Origin of the sequence: Enterobacter cloacae complex sp. ECNIH7 (genome assembly GCF_002208095.1) — a bacterium.
Lineage (GTDB): Bacteria > Pseudomonadota > Gammaproteobacteria > Enterobacterales > Enterobacteriaceae > Enterobacter > Enterobacter cloacae_M.
This window is the reverse complement of sequence record NZ_CP017990.1, coordinates 4,464,010-4,479,792: the sequence shown is the minus strand read 5'-3', so window position 1 is coordinate 4,479,792 and position 15,783 is coordinate 4,464,010. Positions and strand designations below refer to the sequence as shown.

The window sequence follows — 15,783 nt, the reverse complement described above, 5'->3', positions numbered from 1 at the left end:
GAAACTACCAGCATATTGTGCTCCACCCTGCTTGCAGGGCGATAGTGCAGCTGGCATGCCTGTCAGGCTTGTTTTCTTACGGTAAACCTCATGAATTTTCGTTTTGTGATTTTCAAAAATGGTTTTTGCGTTGATTGCTATGAGCAAAAGGAAAAGGCAGCGTTAACTGATAAGCTTTTCCGGTTGAGTCAACTTTCATTGGCGGATATCCGCCAGCAGGACCGGCATAAGCTCGGATACGAAAAAATCACCCGTAGCTCATTCAAAGCAGCTATTCCTGCCAATGTAACCGAAGACGTAGAACTTATGGCATTTCGATTTTGCAGTAAGGCACCTATGGTGGGTTACAAGCGTAATGCTACCTTTTACGTTATCTGGCTGGACAGATCATTTACGCTTTATAACCATTCCTGACACGTTCCCATACTGACCATCTGGAACCTCGCTATTGAACTACCACCATCATTAGACTCGTAACAGAAAAGCTAAATATACATCTGTATATTTAGCTTTTCTGTATCGTTTATCTTGCTGCATACCCATCGATAGGAGGTGGAAGATCAATCCCTGAGGCTTTTGTTTTGCGGAACGGCCCGCTTCATCAAATTTTTACACCCGCGAAAATAAAAAAATGAGGTGATGTGATAAAAAGGGCCATTAACTTTATTAGTCATACATGTAAGGCAGTTCACCCGCCAGCATGATTATAGTGTCCCTTGCTTTCATGCCGGTATAGCCCCTGCTCATTGTGTACAGGTGAGCGCTATCAGGGCTATTTTCATAACCCCGAGAGGTTAGAAACTCATTGTATCTTTCACGTTCCTGCTGCCTTTCAATAGACTGAAAGTATAATTCCTGAGGTGTTGGGCGCCGTGGGCTCATGCTTTATCCCTTCGTTGAGTGTGGTTAGAAAGTTTATCTTTTTAACGGCACGTAGTCACGATAGTTAACCATGCTTCCCTTTGCGGAATATCCCGGCATATCCCCAAAAAAGCAAAAGGGCCAACGATATCTCGTCAGCCCTTGCTGTATCTGGTGGCCCCTGCTGGACTTGAACCAGCGACCAAGCGATTATGAGTCATAAAATTGGCATGTTTTTAATTGTTCGGGATTGTCTCTGTTTGTATTTTTAATTGCCTATAATCAATTAGTTATGAAATTATTTTTGTTTCTGATTGGTTCTCTCATTTCCCCATTGTACTATCCTTACCTGACCCGTTACCTGACCCGAAATGGGCATCGGGTCAGGTAACGCTTATCCTTAGAAAGGTAAACTCATGGCCGCTAATCTTACCGAGACTGCTATACGTGGATTGAAGACAAAAAGCACGGCGTACTACGTATGGAGCAACAGCGCTCAACGTGGTACTGGCAGGCTTGGCGTTAAGGTTCAGCCTTCAGGCAGCAAAGTTTTTTATTTCCGTTACTACGTTGAGAAAGGGAAGAAAGAGAAGTTCATCCAGTTGGGCATCTGGCCTGAGATGAAACTGGTGACGGCCAACGAGCTTGCGAAAAAGTATGGTGCCTGGCTTGTTGAAGGGAAAGAACCCCAGCAAGAACTTGAGCAACAACGCCTGGCCGAGCAGCACATTATGCAGATCCATCGCTCTCAAGGATCGTTTGAGGAGCTGGTGCATGGCTACGTTAACAAGATGAAGCTCGACAATAAGCGGACCTGGGCTGATGTTCTGAAGCGCCTTGAAAAAGAGTGTTACACGGTTATCCCTCGCGAAACTAAAGCGAAAGATGTAACACCTCTTCAGGTCAAAACCATCCTCTCAGGCATTATCCAGCGTGATGCGGTAGTCCATGCAAACCGCATTCGTTCCTACCTGATGGCGGCATTTAACTACGGCCTGAAAGCCGATAACGATCCGATGAATACCAGCGTGGGTATTACGTTTGGTCTTGAAGTAAATCCGGTATCGGCCATACCGAAGCAGTCCTCGGCGGAGAAAGTGGGTGATACATGGTTAACGCTGGAAGAACTGCGTTTTGTCATGGAGCAGTTCGCACAGGCCACTAATGTTGGGCCGCTGATGCAGCATCTTATCCGCTTCTGTGTCTATGCTGGTGGACAGCGCCCGTTTGAAATGATTGCCAGCCAGTGGAGTGCTATTGATTGGCAACAGAAGACGTTGCTGGTCATAGCCGATGTATCGAAAAACAAGCGTGAGCACCTGATCCCGCTGACTGAATCGGCACTACAGGAATTAGCCTCAGTTAAAGAGCTGACTAAGGAAAGTAACAGTCCCTATATTTTTCCGTTATCAACGAACGGTGAGCGCCCAGTGCGCACGGATAGTCTGGCGCGTTCCATCATGTATTTTCGGGCCTTTAATCCTGAGTTTAAAGTTTTCACGGCGCGAGATTTACGCCGTACCTGTAAAACGCTGATGGGGGAGGCGGGGATCAGCAAAGAGATCCGTGACCGTATTCAAAATCACGCTTTGAACGACGTTAGCTCGAAACACTATGATCGTTATGATTACCTGCCTGAAAAGCGTAGGGCGCTTGAGATCTGGGAAGACCGGGTTAATAACTATCAGCGGCAGCATGAAAACAACGTTGTGAACCTGTTTGGGCGGAGGTAAGGGCTTGTCAAAATATGAGCTTAATTCAGCAGAAGAGCGATATCAGCCAGGCTCAAACGACCTAGTGCTTGCCAATAAGCTGGGGATCATTGATGAGCAGGAAATGGAGGCGCTGGAGTCTGGCTTGCTGCTGATGTTGTATGAGCAGCTATTTATTGAGGGCCAGCCGCCTGAGGCGCTGGCTTTTGAGCACGTCAGCAGGTGGCATCGCCAGTGGCTAGGGAATGTGTACGATTGGGCAGGGAGGCTACGTAACGCTAACCTGACTAAGGACGGCTTTCAGTTTGCGGCTGCCGACAGGATTCCGCTGCTGCTTGATGGTTTCGAGAAGCAGTTTCTTTCTCGGTCTGGTGAACTGAAATCCCTGGCTCGTCCGGAGCTGGTTCGTTATCTGGCTGAATGTCATGTGGAATTTATTTTGATCCACCCATTCAGAGAAGGTAACGGGCGTCTGTCGAGATTGCTTTGCGATGTGTTGTCGGTACTGGCGGGGAAGGGCTTATTGGACTACAGCCTGTGGGATGAGCACAAGGTGTTTTACTTCAAGGCAATACAGGCAGGTGTCTCAGGGAACTACAGCCCTATGATGCAGCTGATGAGCGATATCTTGCCAGACTAGCGGGCGAGGCCAACGGCTTTCGCCTGTGCCTGATTTTGTTTCAGTTGCTGCTCAATTTTTGGGATAGAAACACCCGTTTCGATTGCAGTTGAACTGGCAACGGCACGGAGGATTTTTGCTTTAGTTACTTGAGATGATGTATGTTTTCTCATGAAAAATTTCCTGATGGCTGCTGCTAGTATTGTAGGTGTTTGACGATAGTTTGGTCCAGTTAAATTCACATTGCTTATCGTAATTTTTTTTGGTTGCAAGATGTTTGTTGATTTTAAAAGGATAAAAAATGTTTGATAAGTCTGATTTGACACGAGAAAATTTTGAGGAACTACTGAGGATAAATAATGCTTTAAAAAGCGAAAACAGTAATCTTTTAGATGACATAAAAAAGTATCATAAAGATATGGAAAACTTCCTTGTTGATAGAGGAAATTTCATCAAAGATATTGAAATGCTTAGAAGTGAAAATAATGAGTTGAAAAAAGGGTTGTCAAATAATGGCGCGACATCAAAAGTTAAAAGCTCTGTCCCAAGAGCAGGAAAGGCAACAGTAAATGCAATTTATCTTCTCATTAAAGCTCACTATGGAATGGATAAGTTTGTTGCAAAGGATTTAATTAAAAAATTCGATTCCATAGCAAGGTCACATGATATTGTTTACTCCTTCCAATTAAAGACTGTTGAGTCTTGGTGTACAGAATTCAAAAAAATGGATGCTAAACAGTAATCTCTTTAAATCTGAGAGTTACTTATCAGTACGCTTGTAATTCTCAGGTAATACAAGGTTCTTGAATTTATTGAAAGTCGTTTCAGCAATCATCCTTCAGCTCTTCTCCAGCATGAATCTTTCACATATTATTTCTGTGATATATGGTTTGCTGTGTGCAATTTATCTCAGTCATATCATAGCACCCCTTAATAAGGGAAAATGCATGCATGGCATAACCTGTTGATAGTAAAGTTTTTTATTTTGTTTTAAGTTCTCTTTTCCTTAATGAGAATCGTGAATGTTGCGCACGTATCTTGGCTCGACCATTATAATTTCACGCTATCAACAAGGAAACTCAAATGATGCCTTTCAAGTTAACAAATGAACAACGTATAAAAGTATTAAGAGATTATGGTGAGACTTGCGATCGATTAGTACGAGAAAAAGAACGGCAATATATTACTTCAATTTCCCGCTCTACCGCGTGGAAACTGGAACAGGTTGGTAAGTTTCCGCTACGTAAGCCTATTGGCCTGAAATCCTGCGGATGGCTATTAAGTGATCTGCTCTATTGGATCAATGAACGTTAGTTTCAAGGGAGATCATTTTCTGAGTGACCCGCGTTAACCCTGCTACTTCCGCTATTAATAGCGGAATAGCAAATTGTGCGGGAATTTTTAACGTGAATTGTATTAGAGGTGTTATATGTTTAACGGTCGTCCTTTCCCTGTGCATGTGTTCCCGCAGATCATCAGAAATGCTGTATATGAAGCGGAGCAGCAGACCCAGGCTCCCCAAGCTTTGATTGCTGCATCGGTATTGGGAGTAATTTCGCTTGCCTGCCAGAACCGGATTGATGTGTGCAGATTGAATAATCTGCGCAGCCCTGTATCGCTTTTTTTACTGACACTGGCTGATTCTGGTGAGCGCAAAAGCACTGTGGACAAACTACTGATGAAGCCAATGTATCAACTGGAAGAAGAATGGTCTAAAAAATATACCCAGGACCTAATTGTCTGGAGGAATGAAGAAACGGTTTTTAATATTGAAAAGAAAGCACTGATGTCAAAATTGAAATCCGATATTCGCCGTAATAAAGATCACTCCACAACGAATGAACGGCTGAAAGTGTTACTGGCTGCGTCTCCAAAAGCACCGGTCCGGTTAAGGCAGATATACAACGATGCCACACCTGCGGCGATAAAAGACTCTCTCTGTGGACGCTGGCGGTCCATAGGACTTATGTCTGATGAAGCTGGCACTATTTTTGACGGCTATGCGCTGAATGAACTGCCGTTCATCAATAAAATGTGGGATGGCGCAATGTTTCCCGTGGAAAGAAAAAGCGAGCCAGATAAATTAATCAAAGATGCCAGAATGACGCTGGGGTTGATGATTCAGCCTGATGTGTTTAAAAAAGGGTATCTGGAACGAAAAGGCGATGCCGCGAAAGGGATCGGATTCTTCGCCCGATGTTTGATATGTCAACCGGGTTCAACACAGGGCAACAGGCAAATTACCAGTCCGGTTGTCTCAAATGAGCATCTGCCGGTATTTCATCAACGACTGATAGACATTGTTAATGAGAGCATTGCGAGAAATGAGGAAAATGAGCGTCAGTGTCTGCGTTTCTCTCCCGAAGCAGAAAAACACTGGCTCGAATTTTATAACAAAGTCGAGTCAGAAATGGGGTTGCTTGGCTTCCTGTCTGATTTTAAGGATTATGCATCTAAAATGGCGGAGAATATGGCGAGGCTTGCTGCCTTACTACATTACTTCAGTGGTGATGAGGGCGATATATCTATTGCCGCTGTAAAAGCAGCAGTGGATATAATGGCCTGGTATATTGAAGAATACATCCGTTTGTTCTCCAAAAAAGAAAAGTTTTCTTTAGATGTTGCGGAAACAGATGAGCTTTACTGCTGGATAAAAAACTATTGCATTCGTTATTGTAAACCTTTTATTACGAAAAACACCATACTCCAATATGGTCCTAATAAATTCAGGAATCGTAGTAAAGCAAATGAATTACTCAGTACATTATTCTCTCAAAATAAAATCCTTGTAGGAAAAAAGGGGAAAACCACATTAATAGCTATCGCTGGCTTGAACTCCTCAACTTCATTCTGATTAATTGTTTTTAATTCAAGAGCAAAAATGAATAATTAGCCCAGTTCAGTTAATGGTTTGTTGTCATGATAGGTAATATATATTAAATCCATCACTTACTCCAATATCATCAAACAGGATGCTATATGACATACGATAGTGAATTCGGATCACACATATCCCTATATCGGGATAGAATCAAACAGGTTATTGAAGACTCCCTCAATGAACATCCTAACTCAATGATTCTTCGTGTTGATCTGCATGACCCAATTGATACAGAAGAAATAGATAACCCATTCTTTCAACCTAGGGTTGACTCTGCTGCTATATCTCGCTTTACCAGTGCGTTAAAAGCAAAGCTTGAACACGATAAGCATATTAAAACTCAACGGAAAGACTGGCCTGATACCCGACATTCAACCTTACGTTACGCATGGGTCCGAGAATATACCAAAAATGGAAAGCGGCATTACCATTTGATACTGTGCTTCAATCAGGATGCTTATTATCATGTAGGTGATTACGATTTAAACCGTAATACGATAAGAACAATGATAACAACAGCTTGGTACAGTGCGCTTGGCATCCCGATAGATAGCTCGGGGAAGTTAGTTAATTACCCGCCAAATGGCAAATACCTTCTCAATCGTAAAAGGGACAACTTTGAGCAGACTTATAGCGATTTGATGAATAGAGTGGATTACATGACCAAAGTAAGAACTAAAATAGTCGGTGATGGGGACCGTAATTTCGGCTGCAGTCGCGGGTAATTTATTTTTTACAACGATGGCCTTTCTTATGGATGGAAAGGCCAAACCCATCAGTTAAAGATGGTTGTTTTACTATAATCCAACGACCTCATCCCCGATATTAGTCAAAATCATTAATTCTTTAATCTCTCGTTGTGCCAACTGTAATTCAAACTGCTCTTGAATTAACATCCACTTCGACCAACTTCCACCGACTACATGCGATAACCGGAGTGCCATAGCTTTCGTCAGTGAAACTGAACCGTTCAACAATTCAACTATCTCTTGCTCGCGACATCCCATGTAAACCGAAAATTTATTCAGTCCTATATTTGATACCGCTAGTATTTCGGCCAGTTTAATGCCGGGATGATCAGGAAGTAAGGTCATGCCGTATTCATCCTGATAAATTCCATAAATAGAACAGCCAGTTTCTCTCAGTTCTCGTAAATTCTTCCCTGCAAACTTCAGCTCGTGTGAAAGCCCGAGAAACTCACCAGTAAATTCATATTCTGCTTCAGGCCTATGGTGGCATTTGATCAATGCAAATGCCGCCCCTACTTTTTCAACTGTTACAGTAACCGACATTGAACCACCTCCGTCAAGATAATCGATGAACGTTTTAGACTGTCCAGCTGTTCGACACCACTTCTGCCTGCTTCAAAATCAGTTCCACGGCGCCCGGCGTTTTGTCCGGCGGATACTTATACTTACGCAGCGTCTGGCGCACCAGAATACGCAATCGGGCACGCACGCTTTCACGCACCTGCCAGTCCACGGTGGTGGACTGCCGCAATTTCAATGTCACTTCGATGGCCAGCTTTCTCAGCGTATCATCGCCCAGTTCACGCACTGCACTTTCATTTTCAGCCAGCGCATCATAGAAGGCGATTTCATCCGGGGTCAGCCCTAACGCATCATCACGCGCTATCGCCTCCTGGAACGCTTTCGCCATCTGGATCAGCTCTTCAATCACCTGCGCGGTCTCAATGGCGCGGTTATTGTATTTGAGCAGTACGGCTTTCAGGCGGTCAGAATATTTCTTCTGCTGCACTACGTTATTACCGGAACGTGCATGAATCCCGTCATTGAGCAGTTTTTCCAGCAGTTCCACTGCCAGATTACGCTGCGGCATTTCCCGCACTTCTTCCAAAAACTCATCGGACAGCAAACCTATGTTCGGTTTATCCAGCCCGGCGAGTGCGAAGACATCCTCAACCCCGGTCGCGACAACCGCGTTATCGAGGATCTTGCTCAGCAGCGAGTTTTTTTCGGACTGGCTAAATTTGGCCTTCGGATCGAGTTTGATAAGCCCCACCCTGACCGCCGAAAGAAACGCGAATTCCTCCTGTAAGGGTTCGGCCTCATCCAGCGTGTTACATAGTGACCAGGCTTTGCTCATCGCCAGCGAGACATCGAGGTAACGTTTTTTACCGTCATCCAGTCCCAGAATGTAGTTCACGGCATCACGCAAGAAGGCCAGCGGATCGCGGGAGAAGCCCGTGTAATCAAATCCCGGCTTACCCGCCGAACGGGCAAACATCCCATGAATGACATCCATTTTTTCCAGCAGAATCGCAAAGGCTTCCCTGGCATCGACCGTTGTCTGTCCTTTGCCTTTTGAATCGGTATAGGTTTTCAGCGCCTGCTTCAGCTCGTTGGCAATGCCGATATAATCCACCACCAGCCCGCCGGGTTTATCCCGGAACACACGGTTAACGCGGGCAATCGCCTGCATCAAATTATGGCCGCGCATCGGTTTGTCGATATACATGGTGTGACAGCATGGGGCATCAAACCCGGTCAGCCACATATCCCGCACAATCACCAGTTTCAGCGGATCGTTCAGATCTTTAAAGCGGGCTTCCAGGCGTTTTTTGGTCTGTTTGTTGTAAATATGCGATTGCAGGTGATCTTTATCTGACGCCGATCCGGTCATGATGACTTTGATCGCCCCTTGTTCAACGTCTTCACTGTGCCATTCATGGCGTATCGCCACGATGGCATCGTACAGTTTCACGCAGATCTCGCGGCTCATGGCGACAACCATCGCCTTGCCGTTCATGGCAGTGTTACGTGTTTCAAAATGCTGAACCAGATCGGCGGCGACCTGCTGAATACGTGGCTCTGAACCGACCAGCTTTTCCAGACGGCTCCAGTCACCTTTGGTTTTTTCTTGCTGGCCCGTTTCTTCGTCTTCTACCAGTTCATCGACCTGATCAGAGAGCGTTTCCAGCTCTTCATGGTTCAGGTCGAGTTTTGCCAGCCGGGATTCGTAGTAGATCGGCACCGTTGCGCCGTCATCGACCGCATCCTGAATGTCGTAGATAGAGACATAATCACCGAACACGGCACGGGTATCTTTATCTTCCGAGGCAATCGGCGTGCCGGTAAAGCCCATAAACGACGCATTCGGCAGCGCGTCGCGCATATGTTTTGCGTAGCCGTATTTATAGACACCCGTTTGTCTGTCCAGCGTGGCGCTCAGGCCATACTGGCTACGGTGCGCTTCATCCGAAATCACCACGATGTTGCTGCGCTGATTGAGTGCCGGATGGCTCTGCTCACCGTCCAGCGGCGCAAACTTCTGCACGGTGGTAAAGATGATGCCGCCGGATTCACGGGCATTAAGCAACTCGCGCAATTCATCTCGATCGTTGGCCTGTAGTGGCGTCTGCTTCAGCAAATCCTGTGCCTGGCAGAAGGTGGCGTATAACTGGCCGTCGAGATCGTTGCGATCCGTCACCACCACAATGGTCGGGTTGTTCATCTCCGCCTGTTGCAGCAGTTTCCCGGCATAGCAGCACATAGAGATACTTTTGCCGGAACCCTGGGTATGCCAGACGACCCCCGCTTTTTTACTACCGGGCTGAATATTACTGTGCAACGGCAGGTGTTTACCGGTCGAGGCCACAATCGTCGCCGTCACCGCTTCACGCACTGCATGGAACTGGTGATAGGCGGCAATCTTCTTAATCAGCCGTTTGCCGTCATTCTCAAACAGGGCAAAATAGCGGATATAATCGAGCAATAATTCACGGTTAAAAAAGCCCTGCACGACGGTTTTAAGCTGCCAGTCAAACTGCGGTTTGTCATTTTCGTTCGCCACCGTTTTCCACGGCAGGAAGCGCTCTTCATCCGCCGTGAGAGAGCCAATGCGCGCATTCTGCCCATCGCTCACCACCAGCGCTTCGTTACAGATAAACAGATCGCTCAATTCGTTTTTATAGGTCTGTAACTGGTTAAACGCCGCCCAGATATCGGCGTTAGCATCAATGGGGCTTTTCAGCTCAATCACCGCCACCGGCAGACCGTTGATATAGCCAATGATATCCGGACGACGAACCTGCTTTATTCCCTGAATGGCGACCTGGTTCACCACCATAAAGCGGTTGTTGTCTGGATGGTTGAAATCCATTAACAGCGCGTTATCGTGAATTACCTTGTCTTCATGCTTATATTCAACGGGTACGCCATTGAGCAGCAGGTGATGAAAGACTTTATTGCTGACGACCAGATCCGGGCTGTGCGCATGGGCGATACGCAGTATCACCTCCTCCAGCACGGAAACAGGGAGATGGGGATTGATGGTTTGCAGCTGCTCCAGCATTACCGGGCGCAGAAACACATCATGAAATGAGGCACGCAGCGGGTTATCGCCATCCGGTGCGATATCCGGCCCGTGCAGCACGTCCCAGCCCTGTTCAGCAAACCATTGCAGGCATTGCTGTTCTAAATCGTCTTCGCTTAGCATCAGGCTTCCTCGCTGATTATTTGTTCTGCTTCCGGCAGGGTAATTTCACCCGAGAGAAGTTTGGGGAGAAGGGTGTCGCGGAGTTCGGTTAGGCTATTATTTTCCCGCATAGTATTTTCAATCAACGAGTAGATTGCACTTACTTGCTTGGTATAATTTTTAACAAGCTCAAGTGGCGGCTTCACAAGAGGAATTGGATTGAAATTTTTCTTACTAATTTCAGCAAAGGTGGTACCACTTGCGCGAGATATAATTTCTGGCATGTTTGCAGAACACCACTGTAACACGAATTCAGGGCTTAACTCTTTATTACACTTCATGGCAATATATCCCTGATTAATCGCCACAGGGACTTTTGCAATTGCCAGGTATCCCACAGGTGCACGTGATGACATCAACACGGTATTAACAGGTAGTAAACCAGAGGAAATTTTGCCCAATCCTGCTTTTGTTATTTTTCTTTCTGTATGCAGTAAAATTTTGTCTTTAACGTTGGATAAATCTTTAGGTGTAGTCCAGTGAATATCTCCATTATCCCAAAAATCAGGTGTTTTAGTTGATGGCGTTGCCCCACCAGCAATATCGATTTGCGCTCCAATTTCAGATAGAGTCCACCCTTCCGGAATTTCCCCCAACTCACTGTCCTGCATCGCCAACGGAAACAGCTCTGCTGTGGCTTTTAATTCGGCATACTGCTCAGGATGTTCACGCTCAAAAACCGCTAGCGCATCCGCATTTTTCCCGGAAATGGCGGTCATTGCGGCAAGCGTTGCGTCTTCCTGCGAACCGCCCGCTTCCAGCACTGCCATTTTGGCCTTTACGGGTTCAAAATTAACAAACCAACTTTTGAACAAGGCTTGTGCCATTTGTTCGAGGGTTTGGTTGATTTCTTTATTCTTCTCAATTTTTTCACTAAGAGAGAAATAAAACAAACCAATGGCCCTCTGAATTTTAAGATTTCTAGGTATTGAAAGATAGAGGTTTTTGAAATCACCTTTTTTAAAATGAGGGATTAAAGTACCAACATGCATGTTATTTATTTTATTAATCACTTGCTCAGAACGAAGCAATGAAAATAAAAACATAGGATCAACTAATCTTTGATCTGCACGTATTGCGACCATATCTTGGGCAATGCAAAAGGAAACAGGTTCTTTCACCCATGCAACACGGCCAGGAGAACCTTTACATACAAAAATTATGTCTCCAGCATTTGGGTGACCTCGAAACCAATTTTTATATGTGTCATCTGATACAAATCTAACTTTCTCGAAAACAGGATATAATGAGTCATCCTTGATGCAATTTGTCGCTATTAATGGGAAACCTTTATCTTCTACAGGACAAGTTTTCCCTCTATTGTCAACAATATTGGACAATAAATCTGCAAAACTATATTCATCAAAATCCATAACCCAGCCCTCCCAGATTCGCCTTAATCTGTGCTTCCAGCTTCGCACTCTCTTCGAGCTGATCTTTTAGCTGCGCCGTCAGTCGTGCCATCTTCTCGGCAAACGGTTCATCATCTTCATCTTGCTCGGCCGCACCGACATAGCGCCCAGGGGTTAATACAAAGCCGTTTTTCTGAATATCTTCCAGCGTTGCCGAGAAGCAGAATCCGGCTTCGTCTTCGTAGTCTTTATCCGATTGCCATGCATGGAAGGTCTCGGCAATTTTGGCGATATCTTCACGGCTAAAATCACGCAACACGCGATCTTTCATATAACCAATCTGGCGCGCGTCTATAAACAGTACTTCACCTTTACGGTGTGCTTTGCCGTTGCCACCAGATTTATCTTTGGTCAGAAACCAGATGCAGGCCGGGATTTGGGTGTTGGTAAACAGTTGCCCTGGCAGCGCCACCATACATTCCACCAGATCCGCTTCAATCAGGTTGCGGCGGATTTCGCCTTCATTGTTGGTGTTGGAACTCATTGAGCCGTTCGCCAGCAGCAGAGCCATCGAACCTTTTGGCGCGAGGTGGTGGATCATGTGCTGCATCCACGCAAAGTTGGCGTTGCCCTGCGGCGGCGTACCATATTTCCAGCGCACGTCGTTTTCCAGCTTCGCGTTCCACCACTCCTTCATGTTGAACGGCGGGTTTGCCATCACGAAGTCGGCACGCAGATCCGGGTGCTGGTCGTCCAGCAGGGTATCGGCGTTTTTGCTGCCGAAGTTAAAGTCGATACCCCGGATCGCCATATTCATCGCCGCCAGCTTCCAGGTGGTCGGGTTGGACTCTTGGCCGTAAACGGAGATATTGCGCTTCTGCTCGGCGGCGTTGTACTGCTTCTCGCCCGCGTGCTCTTCGATAAAACGGTCGCTGGAAACAAAGAACCCGCCGGAACCCATCGCCGGGTCATACACGCGCCCGTTATACGGTTGCAGCATTTCAACAATCAGGGTGACGATACTTTTTGGCGTGTAATACTGGCCGCCCTGCTTACCTTCCGCCAGCGCGAACTGACCGAGGAAATATTCGTATACGTGGCCGAGAATATCTTTGCTCTTTAAGCTCAGTTTCTCACCGTTATATTCCGGGTTGCTGAAGTTGGCATCAGAGAAGGTGTTAATCAGCCCGGTCAGTACCTCGTTGCCCAACTGGTACTGGCTAATGCGGTTCAGAATGCCTTTCAGTTTCGGGTTGGTTTTTTCGATTTCATCCAGCGCGTTGTCCACCAGCCAGGAGACGGAGCGCAGCTTCACATCCTGTCCGGTGGTTTCATCCACCCACAGCACCGTACCGGTCGGCAGAATCGCTTTCGTTTTCAGCGTATCCCAGCGTGCGGCTTTCGGCACCCAGAAGATGTTCTTTTCGGTGTAGTAATCTTCCACCTCCAGTTCATCCACAATCGCCTGTGCGTACTCTTCATCAGAGTCGTAACCGTCGCGCGACATGGCATAGATGTTGTCCGGGTTGCCGACATCGCGGAACAAGGTGATTAGCTCCTGCTGACGCGCCTCGAAGGCATCGGACACATACTTGAGGAAGATAAGCCCCAGCACCACGTGCTTGTAGTTGGCGGCATCCATGTTGGCGCGTAGCTTGTCGGCGGCTTTCCAGAATTTGTTATCCAGCTCGTTCAGGAACTGTTGTTCGGCGTTGTTCATGAAAATCCTCAGGGGCGATCGCAGCGATAGTGCTAACATGCCTATCTTAAATTTGGTTTTGGAATGCTAATCGCAAAATGATACCCGGAATGACTAGGTTCATAAACGAGATAGCGCAAAGAAGTGGAAGATGGGCTATGGCTAAGTTGACATTAAGTTCCGGGCCTCAAGCAGACGTCTCAACGTTGTCTCGCGAATATGCCAAATTATTCCGCAGCAGATGCTCAGCCCTACGGATTGACAGTCTATATTACTCTCCAAACAGTCTTCATTTACCTTCGGTTTTACGATACATGTCTGGTCGGTTGATCTGCCAGACAAAGTCTGGTCGGTTCAACGGGAGATACCCCATTTTCTGGTATAGCCAAGGGGCGCTGTCAGTGACCAGCATTATCCGTCGCAGGCGTGACATCAATGGATGGGCGTGACAGCATTCAATCAACCAACGACCGAGGCCACTTTTCTGATAGTCGTTCAGCACGTAGACGTCGCACAAATAACCAAAAGTGGCAAAGTCTGTCACCAGACGGGCGAAACCGATCTGTCTTGTGCCATCCAGTAGGCCAAAACAAAGGCTGTTCTGGATAGATACACTGACCGTTTCTATATCAATACCAGGAGCCCAGGACGATTGCGAAAGGTAATCATGAATGGCTTCCAGCTCAAAAAAGGCGGGATCGGTTGTGACCGTAAACAGGTCTTTAGTAAAACTGAGATGCGGGTTATCCACTGATTAACTCCTTGTAAACGAATATGTGACGAGACAGGACCGAACGGTATGTTGGGTAACTCTCAGGATGATTTCTCATGTACCGTCATGATGAACACCAATGGGCTCGCTCCTCGGTTTTCATAGCAATGCGCAACGTCTGTTCTCGCGGTTGCCGAACAGTTGGTGTTCACTTGATACAGGTGATCTTGTACACCCAGTGTGAGTGTGCCTTCCTGGACGTAAAACAATTCAAGCGTTCCATCTGTGTGGCCGGGGGAAGCAAACTTTTCCCCCGGTTGCATTTCCCACATCCACATCTCGGTCATATCAGGGCCACCTGATCCTGCAAGCAGTCTGGCTCGTCCGCCTTTTTCGCCTTGCCATAATTCGGGGATTTCCTCTTCAGCGATGAGATGCACCGTTGGTTTCGAACTGACATCCACAAAGTCTGCCACCGAAACCCCCATCGCGACGGCCAGGCGGCACAACAGAGCAATACTGGGATTTGCCCGGCACCCCTCAATTTCAACCAGTGCACCCTTGCTGACGCCCGCCCGGCGGGAGAGTTCATCAAGGGAGATTTTTTTTTGTTTGCGATACAGCTTAATCCGCTGAGATACAGCTTCATTTACTGTGCTGGCAATCGAACCAGCATCGGTCATTAAATTGACTTTTTTAGTCATTGGTCATTATCATGATTTAAATTGGTCATTACAGGATTATTCCGTGTTAACAGTATCTCCGTCAATTGCCCCTGAAATTTATCGTATTGCACCCGGTTTCCGGGCACTCAGTATCTATGTAAACGCTGCGCCGGTGCTGAACCCTGATATTGGTGAAACAGCGCTGAGAGAAGCTTGTGAAGCGGTTCTTGTCGGTGAGCCTGAGTGGGCAGAATCGCATTTAGCTGCATGGGCTGAGATTTTTCAGACGTTTGGCGCTAAGCCTAAACGCACCCCTTGTTCAGCTGATGCGTTACGTAAGCGTGTATTACGTGACGGCGCGATGCCAGCACTTGACCCCATCGTTGATCTCTATAATGCCGTTAGCCTTCGCTACGCCGTGCCGGTGGGGGGCGAGAACATTGCTGCCTATCAGGGGCTACCACGCCTCGTTGTGGCAACAGGCACTGAGCCGTTTGATACGGTAAAAGAGGGTGAAATCGCCGTTGAATATCCTTCGCAAGGTGAAGTTATCTGGCGTGATGATGCCGGTGTGACCTGCCGTCGCTGGAACTGGCGACAAGGAGTCAGAACCCGCTTAGATGTGGAAGCACAGCACATGTGGTTTATTCTGGAGAGTCTGCCGCAAATGCCACTGGAAAAACTTCACGAAGCCGGGAAGATGCTGACCGATGGCCTCGAAGCAATGATGCCAGGTCTGCGGGTTGACGTAACTCTCATTGAAGAGCAACAACCGTAATACCATT

15 protein-coding genes are annotated in these 15,783 nt (G+C 46.8%); 8 read left to right on the top strand and 7 right to left on the bottom strand.

What is annotated here, in order from left to right:
• Positions 1-90 precede the first annotated feature (90 nt).
• The 3 genes from WM95_RS22265 to WM95_RS22250 all read left to right on the top strand — a co-directional run bounded on the left by WM95_RS22265 (position 91) and on the right by WM95_RS22250 (position 3,213).
• The gene (locus WM95_RS22265; protein WP_231106828.1) at positions 91-414 is read left to right on the top strand and encodes a hypothetical protein; all 324 of its coding nucleotides are present in this window, start codon (positions 91-93) and stop codon (positions 412-414) included.
• An 863-nt stretch (positions 415-1,277) separates the two neighbouring features.
• Entirely contained in the window at positions 1,278-2,594 is a 1,317-nt protein-coding gene (locus WM95_RS22255) for a tyrosine-type recombinase/integrase (protein ID WP_045269869.1), read from the top strand.
• A gap of 4 nt (positions 2,595-2,598) precedes the next feature.
• Complete coding sequence (locus tag WM95_RS22250; protein ID WP_000049639.1) at positions 2,599-3,213, top strand: Fic/DOC family protein; 615 nt, start codon at positions 2,599-2,601, stop codon at positions 3,211-3,213.
• Here the strand turns inward: WM95_RS22250 and WM95_RS22245 are convergent.
• Complete coding sequence (locus WM95_RS22245) at positions 3,210-3,365, bottom strand: hypothetical protein (RefSeq protein WP_001225594.1); 156 nt, start codon at positions 3,363-3,365, stop codon at positions 3,210-3,212. The two genes, WM95_RS22250 and WM95_RS22245, sit on opposite strands and share 4 nt — an antisense overlap.
• 128 nt (positions 3,366-3,493) lie before the next feature.
• On the opposite strand from WM95_RS22245, the gene WM95_RS22240 reads away from it, so the two are divergent.
• From WM95_RS22240 to WM95_RS22225, 4 genes are all read left to right on the top strand, one after another.
• Positions 3,494-3,934 carry a hypothetical protein gene (locus WM95_RS22240; RefSeq protein WP_000459847.1) on the top strand — a complete coding sequence of 147 codons (441 nt, stop codon included), beginning with the start codon at positions 3,494-3,496 and terminating at the stop codon, positions 3,932-3,934.
• Positions 3,935-4,275: 341 nt separating this feature from the next.
• The gene (locus WM95_RS22235; RefSeq protein ID WP_000982619.1) at positions 4,276-4,506 is read left to right on the top strand and encodes a helix-turn-helix transcriptional regulator; all 231 of its coding nucleotides are present in this window, start codon (positions 4,276-4,278) and stop codon (positions 4,504-4,506) included.
• A 115-nt stretch (positions 4,507-4,621) separates the two neighbouring features.
• The gene (locus WM95_RS22230; protein ID WP_000481743.1) at positions 4,622-6,046 is read left to right on the top strand and encodes a YfjI family protein; all 1,425 of its coding nucleotides are present in this window, start codon (positions 4,622-4,624) and stop codon (positions 6,044-6,046) included.
• A 125-nt stretch (positions 6,047-6,171) separates the two neighbouring features.
• Positions 6,172-6,798 (top strand): inovirus Gp2 family protein, encoded by a 627-nt coding sequence (locus WM95_RS22225; RefSeq protein ID WP_023294607.1) that lies wholly within the window; start codon positions 6,172-6,174, stop codon positions 6,796-6,798.
• A gap of 72 nt (positions 6,799-6,870) precedes the next feature.
• Here WM95_RS22225 and WM95_RS22220 read toward each other — a convergent pair whose 3' ends face one another.
• The 6 genes from WM95_RS22220 to WM95_RS22195 all read right to left on the bottom strand — a co-directional run bounded on the left by WM95_RS22220 (position 6,871) and on the right by WM95_RS22195 (position 15,037).
• Positions 6,871-7,365, bottom strand: coding sequence for a helix-turn-helix transcriptional regulator (locus WM95_RS22220; protein WP_006809979.1), 495 nt, complete (start codon positions 7,363-7,365; stop codon positions 6,871-6,873).
• Positions 7,366-7,399: 34 nt separating this feature from the next.
• Complete coding sequence (locus WM95_RS22215) at positions 7,400-10,531, bottom strand: type I restriction endonuclease subunit R (RefSeq protein ID WP_045269868.1); 3,132 nt, start codon at positions 10,529-10,531, stop codon at positions 7,400-7,402.
• Positions 10,531-11,943, bottom strand: coding sequence for a restriction endonuclease subunit S (locus tag WM95_RS22210; RefSeq protein WP_045269867.1), 1,413 nt, complete (start codon positions 11,941-11,943; stop codon positions 10,531-10,533). Before WM95_RS22210 ends, WM95_RS22215 begins: the two co-directional genes overlap by 1 nt.
• A complete protein-coding gene (locus WM95_RS22205) occupies positions 11,933-13,642 on the bottom strand; it encodes a class I SAM-dependent DNA methyltransferase (protein WP_045269866.1) in 1,710 nt (569 codons plus the stop codon). The genes WM95_RS22210 and WM95_RS22205 overlap by 11 nt, the downstream gene beginning before the upstream one ends.
• Before the next feature lie 268 nt (positions 13,643-13,910).
• Positions 13,911-14,372: a GNAT family N-acetyltransferase gene (locus WM95_RS22200; protein ID WP_019077728.1), complete on the bottom strand. Its 462-nt coding sequence runs from the start codon at positions 14,370-14,372 to the stop codon at positions 13,911-13,913.
• Between the two features lie 62 nt (positions 14,373-14,434).
• Entirely contained in the window at positions 14,435-15,037 is a 603-nt protein-coding gene (locus tag WM95_RS22195) for a helix-turn-helix domain-containing protein (protein ID WP_001581470.1), read from the bottom strand.
• Positions 15,038-15,080: 43 nt separating this feature from the next.
• On the opposite strand from WM95_RS22195, the gene WM95_RS22190 reads away from it, so the two are divergent.
• Positions 15,081-15,776: a B3/B4 domain-containing protein gene (locus WM95_RS22190; protein ID WP_001581469.1), complete on the top strand. Its 696-nt coding sequence runs from the start codon at positions 15,081-15,083 to the stop codon at positions 15,774-15,776.
• Positions 15,777-15,783: the final 7 nt, after the last annotated feature.